The sequence below is a fragment of the Lentisphaera araneosa HTCC2155 genome, assembly GCF_000170755.1.
Taxonomy (GTDB): Bacteria; Verrucomicrobiota; Lentisphaeria; order Lentisphaerales; family Lentisphaeraceae; genus Lentisphaera; species Lentisphaera araneosa.
The window spans coordinates 60,837-77,807 of record NZ_ABCK01000024.1 but is presented as its reverse complement, the minus strand read 5'-3'; the positions used below and the strand labels follow the sequence as shown (position 1 = coordinate 77,807).

General features: G+C 38.3%; 18 protein-coding genes. 15 read left to right on the top strand and 3 right to left on the bottom strand.

The features are described from left to right. On the bottom strand, window positions 1-714 hold a 714-nt coding region (locus LNTAR_RS19420; RefSeq protein WP_007280464.1), incomplete at its 3' end, for an IS110 family transposase. Window positions 715-1,150: 436 nt separating this feature from the next. Between LNTAR_RS19420 and LNTAR_RS19415 the strand changes: the two genes are divergently transcribed. The 12 genes from LNTAR_RS19415 (at window position 1,151) to LNTAR_RS19370 (ending at window position 9,492) form a co-directional block, all read left to right on the top strand. Then, entirely contained in the window at window positions 1,151-2,470 is a 1,320-nt protein-coding gene (locus LNTAR_RS19415) for an IS1380-like element ISLar4 family transposase (RefSeq protein WP_007280463.1), read from the top strand. A 441-nt stretch (window positions 2,471-2,911) separates the two neighbouring features. Further along, window positions 2,912-3,073 (top strand): hypothetical protein, encoded by a 162-nt coding sequence (locus LNTAR_RS27350; protein ID WP_007280462.1) that lies wholly within the window; start codon window positions 2,912-2,914, stop codon window positions 3,071-3,073. Continuing rightward, window positions 3,066-3,437, top strand: coding sequence for a hypothetical protein (locus LNTAR_RS19410; protein WP_007280461.1), 372 nt, complete (start codon window positions 3,066-3,068; stop codon window positions 3,435-3,437). Before LNTAR_RS27350 ends, LNTAR_RS19410 begins: the two co-directional genes overlap by 8 nt. Before the next feature lie 14 nt (window positions 3,438-3,451). Beyond that, complete coding sequence (locus tag LNTAR_RS19405) at window positions 3,452-3,910, top strand: hypothetical protein (RefSeq protein ID WP_007280460.1); 459 nt, start codon at window positions 3,452-3,454, stop codon at window positions 3,908-3,910. Then, a complete protein-coding gene (locus tag LNTAR_RS19400; protein ID WP_007280459.1) occupies window positions 3,910-4,779 on the top strand; it encodes a RecB family exonuclease in 870 nt (289 codons plus the stop codon). The genes LNTAR_RS19405 and LNTAR_RS19400 overlap by 1 nt, the downstream gene beginning before the upstream one ends. After that, entirely contained in the window at window positions 4,769-4,918 is a 150-nt protein-coding gene (locus LNTAR_RS27345) for a hypothetical protein (protein WP_007280458.1), read from the top strand. The genes LNTAR_RS19400 and LNTAR_RS27345 overlap by 11 nt, the downstream gene beginning before the upstream one ends. Further along, window positions 4,915-5,301 carry a DUF2787 family protein gene (locus LNTAR_RS19395; protein WP_007280457.1) on the top strand — a complete coding sequence of 129 codons (387 nt, stop codon included), beginning with the start codon at window positions 4,915-4,917 and terminating at the stop codon, window positions 5,299-5,301. Before LNTAR_RS27345 ends, LNTAR_RS19395 begins: the two co-directional genes overlap by 4 nt. Before the next feature lie 78 nt (window positions 5,302-5,379). Further along, window positions 5,380-5,709: a hypothetical protein gene (locus LNTAR_RS19390; protein WP_007280456.1), complete on the top strand. Its 330-nt coding sequence runs from the start codon at window positions 5,380-5,382 to the stop codon at window positions 5,707-5,709. 11 nt (window positions 5,710-5,720) lie between these two features. After that, window positions 5,721-6,701, top strand: coding sequence for an AAA family ATPase (locus tag LNTAR_RS19385; RefSeq protein ID WP_007280455.1), 981 nt, complete (start codon window positions 5,721-5,723; stop codon window positions 6,699-6,701). A gap of 1 nt (window position 6,702) precedes the next feature. Next, a complete protein-coding gene (locus LNTAR_RS19380) occupies window positions 6,703-7,656 on the top strand; it encodes a DUF3150 domain-containing protein (RefSeq protein WP_007280454.1) in 954 nt (317 codons plus the stop codon). A 14-nt stretch (window positions 7,657-7,670) separates the two neighbouring features. Continuing rightward, a complete protein-coding gene (locus LNTAR_RS19375; RefSeq protein ID WP_007280453.1) occupies window positions 7,671-9,209 on the top strand; it encodes a vWA domain-containing protein in 1,539 nt (512 codons plus the stop codon). Next, window positions 9,199-9,492: a hypothetical protein gene (locus LNTAR_RS19370; protein ID WP_007280452.1), complete on the top strand. Its 294-nt coding sequence runs from the start codon at window positions 9,199-9,201 to the stop codon at window positions 9,490-9,492. The genes LNTAR_RS19375 and LNTAR_RS19370 overlap by 11 nt, the downstream gene beginning before the upstream one ends. Window positions 9,493-9,572: 80 nt before the next feature. On the opposite strand, the gene LNTAR_RS19365 is transcribed toward LNTAR_RS19370, so the two are convergent. Together LNTAR_RS19365 and LNTAR_RS19360 are read right to left on the bottom strand one after the other, a co-directional pair. Next, window positions 9,573-10,691, bottom strand: a complete 1,119-nt coding sequence (locus tag LNTAR_RS19365) for a hypothetical protein (RefSeq protein ID WP_007280451.1) — start codon at window positions 10,689-10,691, stop codon at window positions 9,573-9,575. Next, window positions 10,669-14,175, bottom strand: coding sequence for a RecQ family ATP-dependent DNA helicase (locus LNTAR_RS19360; RefSeq protein ID WP_007280450.1), 3,507 nt, complete (start codon window positions 14,173-14,175; stop codon window positions 10,669-10,671). The genes LNTAR_RS19365 and LNTAR_RS19360 overlap by 23 nt, the downstream gene beginning before the upstream one ends. 395 nt (window positions 14,176-14,570) lie before the next feature. Between LNTAR_RS19360 and LNTAR_RS19355 the strand changes: the two genes are divergently transcribed. From LNTAR_RS19355 to LNTAR_RS19345, 3 genes are all read left to right on the top strand, one after another. Beyond that, window positions 14,571-15,563: a DNA/RNA non-specific endonuclease gene (locus LNTAR_RS19355; RefSeq protein ID WP_007280449.1), complete on the top strand. Its 993-nt coding sequence runs from the start codon at window positions 14,571-14,573 to the stop codon at window positions 15,561-15,563. Window positions 15,564-15,704: 141 nt separating this feature from the next. After that, on the top strand, window positions 15,705-16,019 hold the full coding sequence (locus tag LNTAR_RS19350; protein WP_007280447.1) for a hypothetical protein: 315 nt from the start codon (window positions 15,705-15,707) through the stop codon (window positions 16,017-16,019). A gap of 86 nt (window positions 16,020-16,105) precedes the next feature. Beyond that, window positions 16,106-16,579 (top strand): hypothetical protein, encoded by a 474-nt coding sequence (locus tag LNTAR_RS19345; protein WP_007280446.1) that lies wholly within the window; start codon window positions 16,106-16,108, stop codon window positions 16,577-16,579. Window positions 16,580-16,971 lie beyond the last annotated feature (392 nt).

Genomic DNA, 16,971 nt, shown 5'->3' with positions numbered 1-16,971 from the left:
ATCTCGATAAATTTGCTTCAGAGTTGATGACCACACACCTTTGCAATGAGTTCGCATACGCCGTTCGAAATAACTATAATTATAGGAGACTATTTTCCAGGGATTAAAACCGTAACACCGATATAGGGCCTGACCGGTACTAGCATACAGTAGAGATAGTTTTGAGGAGTAATCAGGCCACAGCTGCTTCAGTGTATTATGAACTTGATTACGTGCCGAAACATAGGCTTTGTCAACATCTTCGTAATGGCTATTGAGCATTCGTAAGCGCGTGTAGTTTGCTGAGTAAGTCCGATGAATCAGCACCTTATTACGCTCGGCTAAACTATTAATGAGTTCCGCATCCACTAAGTCGTTTTTGTTCGTCCCATTGAATTCGATGATCTTTGAATTCTTGACCGCCTCACCACTGACGTAGGCAGTCAAACAGTTTAAATGGGTCGCCATTGACAGAAGGTTCAAGGAATAAGGCCCCGTTGGTTCACAGACAATTCGCAAATTCAAAAAGCCTTTAGACTGTGCCAATGATAAGTAGTTTTTTAACGCCTTCTCTATTTCTACACTACGGTTAAGGATTTGCTCTCGATAGACTTCGCGCTTGTTAAGTTGCAGGGGACACTCAAAATGAACATCCAGTTTGCGACTGGAGACATCTACGCCAATATTTAGGATGTGATTGGCATTGACTTCTAATGTTTTTTCTGTTATTTTCATTCTAACCTCACTTAGATTTGTTGAAGGTTTAGAAAGGAGAAACTTTGGTCGGTGGCTCCTTTCTTTTTTTCTCTTCGAAGGACAATATATGGCAAGAACCTATCTCACTGAAATTTTAAACTTCATTAATAGTATGTGCAGAGGAATTTCTTCGCTTCGCTCGAAATCCCTAATCTCGGTCGTTATAGTATAAAAAATCTCTAATCATACGCCCTATCTACCCCACGAGAACTATTGAACTGGAATCATCGATTAAGAAACAAATTTGAACTTTGAAGATCACGCAAAAGGTTGCTTAAAACACACTCGCCTTGTGCCGGATAATACAAAAACCTAAATCCGTGAGCTGATGCTGAAAAACACAGCGAAAACAAGAAAACCTGTTGGTTTATAGTAATTTAAGTTACTACACCAAAATCACCCAACAGGTTTCTTCATGAATAAAGCATTTAAACTCGATACAGGCAACGACTCTCTTCACAGTATTGGCGGAATATATCTTGCGGGTCAAGTTCTCCAACAAAGCGAAATAGATCAAGAATTTAGTTCAGAGCATAAGGCAAACTACACTTTCCAAGATGTAGATATCTTTAAGTCACAAATAGGTTTACTTATTCAAGGCTGTGAGCACTACACAGACATTAATCAGTTTCGAGAAAATGAAGTGTTTATGAAATCACTTTCGTTAAATAATGTCCCTTCTGAGGAGCGCCTTCGCCAGCGATTGGAAATGATGTTGGCCAAGCACGAAAAACTTTTAAAACAGTCAAATACAAAGCTTCTGAAAAAGCAGGTGATGGGCGCAATCTCAAAAGGAGGCATGGAGTTTATTCCACTTGATATGGACGTGTCCCCCATGGATAATTCAGGGACTCAAAAAGAGAATGTGTGTTGGACATATAAAAATCACGATGGTTTTGCTCCCATGTTTGCATATATTGGTAAGCAAGGCTTTATGCTTAATCAGGAGTTACGACCAGGCTCACAGCACGCACAAAAAGGAATGCCTCAATTTTTAGATGAAAGTTTTGCAATGGTGAAAAAGTTGAAGCTTAATCATCCAGTCTTACTTCGCTTAGACTCAGCTCATGATGCTGAGATCAATTTCGATCACTTGCCTGAAGAGCATTATTTTCTGATCAAACGAAATCTACGAAAAGAAGATAAAGTGCAGTGGCTTGCGAATGCTCGACGTCTTGGTCGCCAACTCAAATCACGCGATGGTAAGAATATATTTGTAGGAGAAATTCATCATAAAACCCCAGGTAATAATGAAAAGCGCAATGTGGTTCCCATGATATTTAAAGTTACGGAACGACTGGAAGACTCAGACGGTAATAAACTCTTAATACCTGATATAGAAGTTGAAACATATTGGACAAACCTGCCTTTAGAAGCTGAAGATGTCATTGAACTCTATCATGAACATGGAACCAGCGAGCAGTATCATAGTGAACTTAAAACTGACATGAATGTAGAACGTCTTCCCTCGGGGAAGTTTATGGCGAATCAGTTTTTCCTTCACTGCGCTATGCTTGCTTTCAATATACTAAGAGTCATTGGAACTCACCTAATTGAGAATAAATCTTTGGCTCCAATAAGAATTAGAGGTACACGTCGACGTTTACGTTGTGTTATACGTGACTTAATTTTAATCGCCTGTAAGCATGTAAAGCACGCAGGAGTTGAAGTCCTCAAATTTGGTCGACATTGCACTTGGTTTAAACTCTATCAAAAAATCTCTCTTAGTCTTTAACTGCAATCAAAAATATCTTTTCAAAAACTCTAATTAAAGAGTTTTCGCTTCGCTGTGGTCAAATTGCACAAGACACCCTAAAAAACTTCAATTTTGAGACTCTTTTTATTCAAGTTCATAAATATCATCATGACTGCTAAAGAAATATCACAGTAAAGACTCAAAATATTACAAAGGATTAACGATCACAGCGATATAAACTGATATTTAAATCTCTATCACGGATTCAGGAAAAAGAAGATAATAAAACAATTCTTTTCACCCTTTAAAACATTAATTATCACCTAAAAACACACTCCATCCTTAATTATTAGCCATTTCTTGGCACTATATACTGAGGGCTAGTGTAGATAACACTTGCCTTTCAAACTCGCCCTTTGCCCTACTAAACTTTGTTTAGTGGGGCTTTTTTATGTCTATATTTAAACCAAGGAGATAATTATGTACTCTCTCATTTTAAGCGCGGCCGAAGTCGTCAATATCATTAAACCTGAAGTCAATTATGAGCTACTCTTCTATTGCAGTCTTGCTCTATCTTTAGTACTTTACTGCATCGGTCTTATTGTTGGGATAAGAGCCGCACGAGATTCCTCTCATGGGTAATCTACTCTATTGGGAACCCCAAATCAGGACGACTCCCTATATAAATCAAAGTTTCTTACAATCGAATAGTTTTAGTAAAATTCATTCGGCTACTCTCTATGCTTGTGAACGTTTTGTTTATCGCTTAGACCCCCAAGGAATCCTGAGTATGTGGAGCTGGCTTATTCTCCGACTGGGCTTAGCACTGCTCATTCCTTTATTCGCCTGCTGGGGACTGGTTTGGTGTATCTCACTATTCGCCTCTGCCGCACTAGCAATGGTGACGGCTATCACACAATTCATTGTCGGGACATTAAAACTCATTGGCTACATCTTTTTAACAGGTGTCGTCCTTATGTGCTTCGGTCTCTTTTCTAATAAATAATCAAGGAACATATCATGCTTAAAATCAACGTATCATTCTCTAAAAAGATCCCTGGTGAGGAACAGTATAGCTCACTCAATTTTCACGGTAGCCTAGAACGCGAACTCTCTGACGGACTTAGCTCCGCCGATATCCAGCGAATCTTCCACGAAAACTATCAACTCTTGGAGCAAACTGTTGAACAAGAGATACAAACTTATTCTCATCCTGCTCAGCCTCCGCAAAGTTTTCCTCAACAGCAAAGCTTCCCTCAACAGCAAGCCCCACAAGTAAGGCCTGCTAAGGCATCATCGAATCAAGCTTCTCCCAAACAAATTCAGTTTCTCAATCGTCTCGGTGCAGAACGTGGACTTAGTCAGTCACAAGTAGATGCCTTCGCGCTTAATCATTTCGGCTGTGATTCTATATGGAAGCTAGATAAGAAACAAGCGAGTCAGCTGATTGAGAAACTCCAAAACCAAAGGGCCGCCTAATGAATACTAATTTAGATTTCACTGCACTTAGAAAAGCTCCTCATTGGAGCTTTTCTGCTTTAAATAGCCTACTCAATATCTGTAGCCTGCAATACGCCTTAGGACGCGTATATAAAGAGCCCGCAGAGTTCACACCCATAAACCTTACATTTGGTAAAGCTTTCCATAGGGCCGCATCGCATTATCTCCAAAGTATTATTGCCGGTGATCCTGCTGACTCAAAGGAACTCAAGGATACTTTTGCTCATTTCTTTCAGGATGAAGTCAATCACTCCTTTACCGAAGTACGCTTTGCAGAAGGCATGGCCAGCGATGACTATATCCTCAAAGGCCAGGACATGCTGCAGGTACTTGCGGATGACTTTGATCCTGAAGATAGAGTCATAGGCACAGACATAGCATTTAGAGTCGACTTAAAGGACTCTATGGATAACGTTATCAGCAAGCCTCTTATCGGGGAATATGATGCCCTTATTGAGCGCAAGGGCTGTACGGTCATTGTGGATTTTAAAACAGCGGCCTCTCGTTGGCCTGCTGATAAATGCCATAAAGATCTTCAGGCAACGGCTTACCTCTATGCCTTGCGCCAAGAAAGTGGACATGCTGAGAGTCTCTTCAGATACGACGTCGTCACAAAGGCGAAAAAGCCCACAATGACGAAATTCATGACCAATCGCACTCAAGATGATTTCACGCGTTTTATGGAACTTGTCCGAGTCGCCGATCGCATTGTGGCTGACCAGCTTTATTACCCTCATGAAACGGCCTTTGCTTGTAGTGGATGTCAGTACAAGGGCGCTTGTGCTCAATGGCAAAAAACATGTCCTGAACAGCGTTACTTCAATGAGGGCTTAGATCATGCCGCCTGATGAACATCTCTGTGAAGATTGTGATAATGAATTCTTTAGTGAAGACGGTCAAGCATACAAGTATGAACCCACCATATGGTTGTGTGTAGCCTGTCATGATCAACGCTTACAAGAAGCAGAGATTATGGAGGCCTCATGAATTGCCTAGGTCTTACAATCAACCCTAAACTCAATCTTTTACTCACTGCGATCATTATGGATCATGACGTCAGTAGAAAAAGCCTCACGATTAATTTTCGTGATCCTAATTACTCTGCTGAACGAGGTGGTTTCCATCCCGTAGAGATCATGATTGATGAACGTGAACTTATTCAATACATCACAGATTTTTCCTACCTAGGACGTGGTGCTTACCCTGACTTAAGTAAAGAAATAGAGTTTGACTTCAGGAACCAAATATTCTGCCATCTGCAAAGAGAGTACGCTCTCCAAGATGGAGCTCAAGTCTTTAAACTCTGGCAAGCCAATTTTGTGGCTTACAATGATCTTGGGGCCTACCAAATAGAGGTCTCTATCAGCTAAACACATAAACAGAAACAAAACTCTGCCGATCAGTATTTATTGATCGGCTTTTTTATATACAAAAAAGGAGAAAGCAAGATGCGCATACTCGCTCATACACTCAACAATAAAGCTCTACAGCTAAGCCTTAGTCTCGCAGCTTATCTGAATGGACCTGTTAGTAATATCATCGAAACTGATAGTGATCCCTTCTATACACTAGAGTCCTACTTACCGGTCGATTACACCGACTATAGCGACTCTCAGCTTGCCTATGCACTCGAGCAAGCCTGCCTTCATGCTGTCCGCTCCCAACAAAAAGAGACCTCCTATCTCACGCCTCTTGAAATCCACATGGATACTGACGACCTCAATGATTTTAAGGTCCTCTACTACCATATCTATGCTCACTCATTATCAATTATTTAAGGAAAACTATTATGGAAATCAAAGAATTAAAACAACTCAGCTCTGCACAAGTCGATGCCGGCGCACTCTTCAGCGGTAAAAAATCTTCTAAACTTATTACCGCCTATCATAAACCCAATTCCTATACCCCAGACTTAGACCCTCACTACATCTTTCACGAGTCGAGTCGCGATATCATTGTTTGGTTCATGCATAAATCGGATCCCCTTTACCTCTTCGGTCCCACGGGTTCAGGCAAGACTTCACTGGTCAAGCAAGTCGCTGCTAAGCTCAACTATCCCGTTTTTGAGATCACAGGTCACTCACGTTTAGAGTACCCCGATATGATTGGTCACTTATCCGTAGAGAAAGGCAATATGCAATACCGCTATGGTCCTTTAGCACTTGCCATGAAATACGGTGGTGTCTTTCTTTTAAACGAGATAGATCTACTTGATCCTTCCACGGCAGCAGGGCTGAACACGATGCTCGATGGTGCCCCACTCTGTATTCCAGAAAATGATGGTGAGCTTATTAAACCTCATCCTAACTTTCGCTTTATTGCTACTGCCAATACCAATGGTGCCAGTGATGAACATGGCTTATATCAAGGAGCTCTCAGACAAAACCTAGCCTTCATGGATCGCTTCTGGCTAAGTGAAGTGCCCTACCCGGAGAAAAAGACCGAGGAATTGCTCTTAGAGAAAGCTTATCCAGATCTTCCTCAAGCGATTCGTACCAAGATGGTAGAACTCGCTTCCGAAGTGCGTCAGCTCTTTATTGGAGCTCAGCAAGGCATGGATAGAATCGAAGTCACTTTCTCAACTCGCACACTGCTGCGCTGGGCCGATTTAACCCTGCGCTTTCAACCTCTAGCTGCTCAGGGTATTCAGCCCATTAACTATGCACTGGATCGCTCTTTGGGCTTTCGTGCTTCTACGGCTAGTCGAGCCGTTCTTCACGAACTCTCTCAGCGCATCTTCCCTGTATCAAAACCAAGTAAGGAGAAATAACATGCATCAACTTAAAACAAACCCTCAAGTCCTCAATTGTCTATTAGCACTCAAACTCGATGTTCATATCTGGGCGGCTCGTCGTAAGCTCGCTCCAGAAGATTTTGATCATGCCAAACTTCCACCCGAGCAACTCGCCTCTCTCGGAAGTAAAAAGATCTGTAATCCTGCTGATCTGCGAATTTTTAGCACCCTCAAATCACGGGCCGTTTCTTTACTCAATCGCCGGGGCATTAAGTTCCTCGGTGGCTGGGCACTGCCTGAAGCTCTTTCCGATGAACTCATCCAGGAGCTCGAGGATATTGCCGCAGAATTTGCCCTCGCTAAAAAGAACTTTATTGCTCACTACGATCAAAGTATCAAGGATTGGATTAAAGATAACCCAGGTTGGAGCAAGATTATTGCAGGCTCAACAGTCTCTGCAGATCATGTCGCTGCGCGCCTGAGTTTTGATTGGCAAATCTTTAAAGTCATCAATCCGAGTCAGCAAAAAGATAGCAAGACAAATCGAGGTTTAAATGAGCAAGTAGAGAAACTCGCAGGCACCCTCTTTTATGATTTCTCTAAATCGGCGAAAGACTCCTGGGAAAAGAGCTACCTCAATAAAACCGAGGTCACTCGCAAGGCTTTATCTCCGCTTAAGAATATCATGCAAAAGTGCGAAGATATGAGCTTTATTGAACCACGAGTCACTCCCGTAAGTTCTCTTATAAAAGCCGCCTTAGATAAACTCCCCAAGCGTGGAGTCATCATCGGTGCTGACTTACTCATGCTCAAGGGGCTCATGAATCTTCTTACTAACACCAAGGAGCTACTGCATTATTCTGAAGCCATTCTCAATGGTCGTAGCGAAACAAGTATCTTGAGCGGGTTCTCTACTCCCCACAATGTCAATTCAACTAATCCCACAACTAAGAAACCGACTCTGCAGCTCCAGAGTTTAGGTTTGTGGTAATCAGGAAATACATTATGAATATCAATTCAGTTATGCGCTCGCTTCCTTTGGTTGCGGGCGTTTTAGGTAAACGCTACGGTGTCACCGTACGCGTCGGAGGTCGTGAGGCCTATACCGATGGCAAGGTCATCCAACTGCCTGCTTTAACAGAGACAAGTGACGCCGAACAATTAGCGCTACTAAGGGGCTATATTGATCATGAATCTGCTCATGTTCGCTATACGAACTTCTCTTTATTTACTCCCAAAACAAAGCCTCTCACTAAACATATCTGCAATATCTTTGAGGACTGGCGTATCGAGCAGGCGCTAGTAAAGAGTTTCCCAGGTTGTCGTCAGAACTTTGACTGGCTAATCACTCACCATTTCTCCACGGCAGTGAACGTGCCTACGGATGAGGGACAAGCCATTCTTCAGTATATCTTACTCACTGTTCGTTCCTGGGATATTATTGATATCGCGAAGCAACTACCTGCTCATAGAGATTTCATTGAAGAAAAGTGTCCGCAGCTCTTAAGCGCTTTGGATGCTCTACTCAAGGAGATGAAGACTCATAGCACCAGCACCGAAGATTGCTTGCTCTATGCTCGCAAAGTTGTCGCTCTCATCTCGCGCCATGCTAAACAAAAGTATCCCTCTAAAACGAAGCCTTCCAAGTCACAAGCTCAGCAAGCTGAGCCTAAGCAGAGCTCACTTGAGAGTTTAGTGCAGAGTAAAGCTCAAGACTTGCCCGATGATATGGGGACCGCTATTTCTAAACAAATAAAAGCCCATCATAATCTCCAGGATTATGGCGAGACTTGTCAGGTTGCTGAACCTAAAGCCAAGACTCAAGTAGCCTTAAGCACGAAAAACATACAAGAAGTAGATCGCGCTAGCTGTGGATTGAATGCTCGCTTGCAGGCCCTCTTGCAAGCGAGTCAACTCAAGAGAAGTTTCCCCGCACGTCGTGGGCGACTCTCCACCCAAAGATTAAACCGGCTTAACTTCAGTCCTAAAATATTCCTTAGGCATGAACAGCGCTTGGGACTCAATACCTCGGTTCATCTTCTGATGGATGCTTCGGGTTCCATGCAAGGCAGGATGTCTTTAGGTTCTCAGGCTAGCTATGCTTTACTCAAAGCTCTACGCTCTGTCCCTGGAATTAAGAGTGCAATGACTTGCTTCCCAGGAAGCTCTCTTCAGCCATCTGTTCATCAAGTCTTGAAATATGATCAGCCTCTTCATAACAAGATCAGTGTACGTCCTGATGGAACGACACCATTGGCTCCTGCTCTATGGTGGCTCATGCAGCAGGATGCTCTACGCACTGAGACTCGCAAGATTATTATCATCTTAACTGATGGAGATCCCGACTGTGTCGAGATGTCAAAAAAGGCTATTGCCAAAGCCACTTCCTTGGGTTTTGAAATCTATGGCATCGGTATTCAGTGCAGTTCTATAAAGCAACTTTTACCCGATGCACATAAAATCATTCACGATCTGAAGGACTTAGCTCCGGCACTCTTTTCATTACTACAAACTAAACTTATAGGGGATCCACATGGGTGCTAACTTTAATTGCTACACTTTTCGGGGAACCGAGAAACAACTCGCCAAACATCATAATCAGCTACAAGAAGATCTCTGTGTTCGTTACGGTAACGATACCTACGCAGGACACCTAGGCATACTGCCCTTTGGCTTAGATCTGCAAAGAAAAACAGTGTACAAGTCTTTTGACGAAGCGAGGGAATACCTAGAAGATTCCCATAGTAAATGGGATCAGGCGCAAGCGATTCCCTACCGAGATAAGCGTAAGAAGTATTACCTCGTTGGTGGCTGGTGTCCTGAATAGAAAACAGGTATGCGGGCTTAGGCTCGCATACCTTTTTTTTTAGCTATGCCTTATTCAAATGCGTACAGCTGTGCGTATTTTTAATGCAACTTAAACTTTTTTTCATCAGCTAGATAAAACCAACCTCTACTAATATCTAGTTTATGATTGTTCAATGATTTTTCTGATAATTTATTGTTCTGTAAATCTTTTAAATTAATTACAAAGACTTCTTTAGGGCTAGATGGCTGTCCTCCTATACCGACAAAAAAGAAAAGTGGTATGTTTTTATATATTTCAGAAGATTTATAACCTTCTATCAAACTTTCATTAAACGAAACCTCTTCACCCCAAACTTCTTTACGCCATAAGCATTCTACTGTGAATTTTGAAGACTGATCTTTTACACTAAATGTAACCTCTATATCAGGTGAAGGTGTACGGTTGCTTTCCGTCTTTATCTCAACGTTTTGGTGACTAGATAAAGATCTGATTTTAAAGTAACGTTTATCAAATTTCTTTAAAACATATTCCTCAAACAAAGCTCCTTTCTCAAAAGCTGAGAGATCTACTTTTAGAGCTTCTATTTTAGGACGATCTTCAGAATTAACTTTTGGAGTAACTATAACTGAATCAGAAGATAGATTACTAGGGGCGACTATCGTTGGCGCTGTATCTATGTTTCCTATTTTAAAATAGAGTCCCGCAGATACTGCGAGTACTACTATGAACAATAATATAATAAATTGTTTTAGGGATTTAAATCCTTCCTTGTTAGTCGATGCAATTTCCATAACGCTTTTATCTAGACTCTCGCGCAAGCTATCAAGTTTCTTTTGAATAGAGAGTTCTAATTCTAATATTTTTTTATCTATCTTTGTATTAATGATATCTAACTCAAGGCGAACAGAGGACTCTATTTCAGATTTCTGTTTTTCAAACGATGTATTTATCTTGGTATTTAATCGCTTCTCTAAAGTGTTTATTTCTTGTGAAATAACATTGATTTTTTTTAGCTCTTGATTGATTAAGTGAATAGATTTATTCACGTCATTAGATAGTTTTTTGAGATCATGATTATTATCATTCAAAGATTGTAAGGATGCCGCTACTTCGTCCTTAATCTTTCTTATTTCTAGAAATATCCCATTATAATTTTTTAACTCATGAGACTGTTCTTCTATCTCTTTAACTACATTATTTAATCTTTCTAAATCCATCAAAAATTCTCTTGTTAGCTGCTTTTAATCTATTTGCATTATTTTCTAGTAATATTGTAAGTGAGAAACTACCACCCAAACGCTTGTTTAACTCCATTAAAACATCTTGCTCAGGAAAAATACTATATATAGATTCTTCCAGCATACTTTTTAAATCATCATTAAGAAAAGAACCTACTTTAATTATCTCTCGAATAATATTATATGAGTCGTAGTTCTGATCGGACTTTAAATTAGTTAGAGCTACTTCAAAACGGACGCGACCATCTGAGTTATCATAATCGTTTAACACAAGACGCGTCAAGCCGCTTATTATATCTAATCCAATATTGTTCATATAGCTTTCAAGAAACCTACTTAGATTAGCTCTCAGCTGCTCGAAGCCTCTCTTGTTTATTAGCTCACCCGTAATTATTTTTGATTCGATCCGATAAAACACATCAAACCAACGATTAAAATCCTTAGGGTTTTCTACAACGTGCTGTAAAACATAGGTAGGTTCTGAAAACTTAAAGTAGTCCTCTAGTCTGTCTTTAAACTCACTCTTAGTGATTTTTCCATTTGCTGCATCTCTACAGTTTTCGTAAATATTTTTTAGAGATTGTTTCCTGCTGTAAGTGAAATTATCGTAGGACCAATGAATGAGTATGAGTATACAGCGATCAATAACGTCTCCGTGATCATCCTCCTGATAAATCTTTTTATAAAAACTATACTTAGGGTTTGTCTGTAGTGAATTGAAGTCAAAGTCTTTATCATAGTTTCTAATTGTTTTCACTAGGCAGTTTTTAACTGTATCTTCTGAAAAATTCTTATAATCAACCTCAAACACACCACTGTCAAAAAAACTAGTAACCGTCCAATCTTCAACAAGCCCTAATTGTTTTAAGCGATATAGTGACTTTTCTACCTGTGCTTTATAGCCCATACCTGAGCCATTAACGCGAACACCAGAAACACCTTTTTTAGTAAAGCTGGAATGTACTTTTTTAATTATTTGAAATTCATTCGGAATATAATCAAGACTCTTAGAAAATAAAAAGAGGTTTGTTTGCACATCTCCCTTAACTTTATTCATTAACTTATCTAGTTTTTCTAAAGAGCATGACTTATCCCATATCTCTGATAAAACCTTTTCATTATCTGATTGAGATAACAATACAACACATTCTGCGGGGCGATCTAAGAATTTACTTTTATCACGGCCTGCTCTTCCCGCCTCTTGATAGAGTGCTTCCATGGAACTAGGTATTCCGTAATGAATCGTGTAATAAATATTGCCTTTATTGACTCCCATACCAAATGCTTTTGTGGCGGTAATTATTGATAGGTCATCACTCTTAAAACCGTCTTGAACTGCCTTTTTATAATTATTGAATGACTCTGCTTTTATAGCATGTTTTTTAGCCTGGGATCCCGAGTAATATCTAACATCTTTCTGTAGACAATCACTGAGTAAAAGTCCTATTTCATAACAACCATTCTTGCCATTTACAACAGGAGTAAAAACAACGCCACACTCTACATCCTTCTGTTTATTACCACTCAATATTTTCGGGGAGTTTAAACGAGAAATCTCTCTCTTTAAGACATCCTTTTTATCATTAGTGCTGTCAACTACATTAAATGTAAGTTCTTCTCTGGTATAGTTAAGAGGAGTTTTTACATTCTCAGGTTTTATACCAAATTCAACCTGGATATCTTTAAGGACATTAACTGATGCTGTAGCAGTCAAGCCTAAGAAAGTACATTTAGTACATAAGCGTTTTATTGTTTCGGATAAATTAAGGTAAGATATCCTAAAGTCATGACCCCATTCAGATAAGCAATGTGCTTCATCAATCACAGCATATGCTATCTCAAAAGAATGATTAACCTCTTTAAAGTATCTACGGAAATCTTTATTCTGGAACCTTTCCGGAGATACATATATAAAAAAGTGTTTTCCTTGGGAAAAATCTCTTTGAATGAGTTCTTTCTCTTCTCCGTTAAAATCTCCTGTCAAAATTGCAGCTCTACTAAAAAAAGATGTTTCTAGGTCTACTTTTTGATCATACATAAGCGATTTAATAGGACAAACCACAAAACTTATTGCTGGTTGTAATATTGCAGCTAATTGATAACAAATAGATTTACCACTTCCTGTCGGCAATAGTCCTATTGTATCATAGCCGCTTAAGGCATTTGCTATTATAGACAACTGCCCATCACGAAACTTCAAACTATTTTTATTTAAGTTACTGTACGTCTGGAGAAATAGATTCCATGTAAAAAACAGCAATGCTTCTTCGTCCTTTTCACCATCTCCAAAACGTAATTTATATTGTATCTGTTTCGCTGTAGATAACTTAAAGTAATCATAATTCTCGAATCTATTAAATTTTAAATTCATACTGGAATCACCCTTCATGAATAATCGGTATTCATCTAGGTAATCATTCCGGACATATATAACTTCCGGGTGCTTTTGGAACTCATCCGTATAGCGTTTTAATAAGCTGAAGTCAATTTTTATACTTTCTTGATCGTTGGAAAAACTTTGGTCTTCATCGATTGTTTTTAGTGAATACTTCGGTTCTTCAAATGGGACCTTATGAAGTTGTAGTAAGTTACTGAACCATATGAACAAATCTTTAATGGCAAGCTCAGCATATCCAGTAATATCATTGTCTCTAACCTCAAACTTCCAAGGGGTACTAAAGTCTAAGGTCCCTCTTTTTAAAAGCTCCACCAATAGTAGCTGAAATCGAATGATCGCCGTAGATTTATACTCAGGTAAGTTAGTATCAATACCCATAGAATAAGCTTTTTGGTAATCTGACAATGAATAAAAGCCTGTACGCGCAAGTTTTCGATTGCTTTGTGAAGTAATAGCTCTTTCAATTCGATTTTTAATCTCATCAATTTTATTTAGAAAGCTACCGTTTTCTTGTCTGAGTTCCTCTGTCGTAATTCTAACAGTTTTGATGTTATATTTTTCAAAATGTAGGTCCCTATCTCTATCAACTTCCTCTGAATGCTGTGACCCATCAATCTCAATGACTAAATATGCTTGTGGTAGGTAAAAATCTACCTGTTGGTTTTTGAACTTTTGAACAGTTACCTGAGTAATCTCATTAACGGATAATTCAGGAATAAGAAGTTGTTGTATGAATTTAAAATCTTCTAGATATTTAGGGATGAGAACTTCATAAAATATCCTCGCAGGAAAGTAATCACCATAATCATCCCCTCTAATAATCCTCTCCCATTTCGGAGTGGTATTGTCTATTAGAGGTAAGCCTAGGGAAAAGTTTTCTTTTTTATGAATAGCACCAAGCTCTTCTTGTAAAAAACTCGACATTAAGGTTGGTTTACCTCGTTGAAGTAAATTGCCTATGATACAAATAGCCGGGAAAATATTAGAATTAATATCCTCGCCTGTAAGGTTCTGGAATACAAAATTATGATTTGTATTAGAATAATTTGCAGAAAACTTTTTCACTTAAACCCTTACTCATTTAATCCCTAGAACAGATTAGATCACAATACAAAAAAATACAATGGCTTATTTTCTTTCCTTCGATGTAAAAAGTGCTAGGGCTCTATATAACTTTTAAATTCAAACAATCGAAGAATCACCTAATATAAAATCCTCGTACCGCTCCTTCTCTTAATTCTTTCAATCAAAGAGCTACATATACCCGTACTGAAATATCACTATAAACGCTATCTAAATACAGGGTTTTTAATCCATGATTTCATAATCTAACACTAGATATAATGCTTATTGTAAATATTGTAAAAGCATCAAAGACGATAAATTATAAACTGTGCGTTTACGATCTTTTCCAAGGTTCAAATCTAACTAAAACTGGTCGGTAGTAAAAGGAACATAAAATGAAATCCCTAATCACAAAGATCCTAGTAAGCTTATTCGTTGGGGCCGTTGGCTTTGTTGCCTACAGTAATAAAGACCAGCTTCCTAAAATTGCTGAACGCACAAAAAATAAAGCGGTACAAGTAACTGAATCAGTTAGTTCAGCAATCGACCAGAAAGCATCTCAATCCGTTAAACAAGAAGAATCTAATTACGAGACTACTGACAAACGATTAAAGAGCGGATACAAGCCTATCGTGCTCACTGAGAGCTACGAGCATGACAAATGGACTACTGAGCCACAAGAGCTAATTCGTGAGTTTAGAGCATACATTGTGAGCTTTGATGATAACTCTGATAATGTATTAACCCGTAACCCAGATTGGGTAGCATATGAGATTAGAGCTAAACCTTCAAACATGCCTGATGGTAAAGCCCCTAATCGTCCCTCGACTTGGATTGAAGATGATAAGTACAACGATGAAGCACCCCATGATAAATCATATTTACACAGTGGCTTTCATAGAGGTCACTTATGCATGAAACATATTGCCTGGAGGTTGGGAGCTAATGCTGATTGGAATACTCACACGACAATTAACGCTTCTCCACAACATGCTAAATTCAATACTGGTGTTTGGTTAGATATGGAGAACAAAACCAAAGAATGGGCGGATGAATACGGCCGTATATGGGTTATTTGTGGCGGTGGATTTAAAGATAAAAAGCCGTCTTTATGGATTGGTGATGAAGGCGAAGAGAGAGTTGCAGTACCTGAATACTTCTGGAAGATCGTTATCCGCTTAGATGATGAAGAAATTAAATCAATGGCTTTTATGTATCCGCACAAACCTGTGAGTAAGAGCCCCACCACCAAAAAATACTTTCATGCAAGGTACTTAACTTCTATCAATGATATTGAGAGTTTGACGGGTTTAGATTTTTTAACTAAGCTTGAAGATGATCAAGAAGAAGAAATTGAAAGTTTAATCAATAGTGATATTTGGAATTAAGAAAGAGAAATAGAATGGACAAAGAAAATAATTATAATGAAGTGACACTCGATACATTACGAAATCTTTTCTCAGTAAAAGAATCAATTAAATCGAAGAAAAAAAAAAGGGTTTTTCGGTAAATCTATAACAGATATAAATTTGGATGCTGAGTATGATCTACTTAAGAAGGGGCTAGATCGTTTATCTTATTTCAAAAGTGAATTTATTAAATCTCCTTGTTTTGAAACTCAAGAAATGCAAATTCTATGGCAGTCAACTGCCAGCCAGTTTATAGCAATAACCACTAGTATTATGGAGGAAATTAATAAAGTTAGGTATTCATATGATTCTTTAAGTTTTGCAGAAAAAACAGAACTTGAGCAATTTGTTCATAATATGGAAAAAATTATAAAGGCTATTATGGCTCATAGTAAAGAATATTTCGATAAGTACGAATTTAGATACGGGTCTTAATTCTAACTTCAATTAATGATGAGTTCTCCATCAATGGAAATGTATTAAGACTCTTAAAATAAAAAGATAAATAAAGGATGTGGAATATGCCTAAGACAGTATTAATTTTATTAATGCTATTTACCATGACTTCATACTCAAAAACTTTAACAAAAAATGAGAAGAAACAGTTAAAGTCAATCTTTAAAAAATATGAAATAGCATACCCAACCGATTCAAAAATAGAATATATGCAAGGCGTTATATATGCCTTTTCAAACAAGATAAATAAGGATTTTCCCTACAAGTACAAGTATTATAGTTGTGAGACAACCTATTATGAGCCGTATAAGTTTATTATAATTTGTTCTCCAACAGAAGAAGCACGAGGCGTTTCCCAAAAAGAGGTTTATGAAAGATTTGAGATTTTCATGGCTAATTTTTTAGATAAACTAACTAAATTTAAACATTCTAAAGATCTCAATTCAACCGAGATTATTTTTAAGATGAAATATCAGGAAAAGACCCTTAAAGAATTTAAATATAAATTCGAAGATATTCTTAAATACTATCAGTCTTAATCATTAAAAATGAATGTAATCTCTACAATTTATAATACTGATAGTTTCGAGGGAAAAATTGATTGAGTTGTATAGATCAGTAAATTAAAGCCATTTTTGACCTTAAAATACTATCTTTATATTTACTTCAATAGATTAAACTGATTCACTTTAATAAGATTTGAACAGTCTCAAAGACTTGAATAATTACCGCCCATATAAATAAACAAACAAAAGGTATACACACATAATCAAATTTAGTTCTTTTATCTTTTTTATAGTAACCGATAAGAGCCTTCACTAAAAAAAAACCCGCTATTGAAGTGCCTATTATTCGGCCGACTAAATAAGAATTACTCATGTTTTTGTTCCGTTTTGGTAGTGGTTAAATCGACTACTTCTTTTCTACGTTT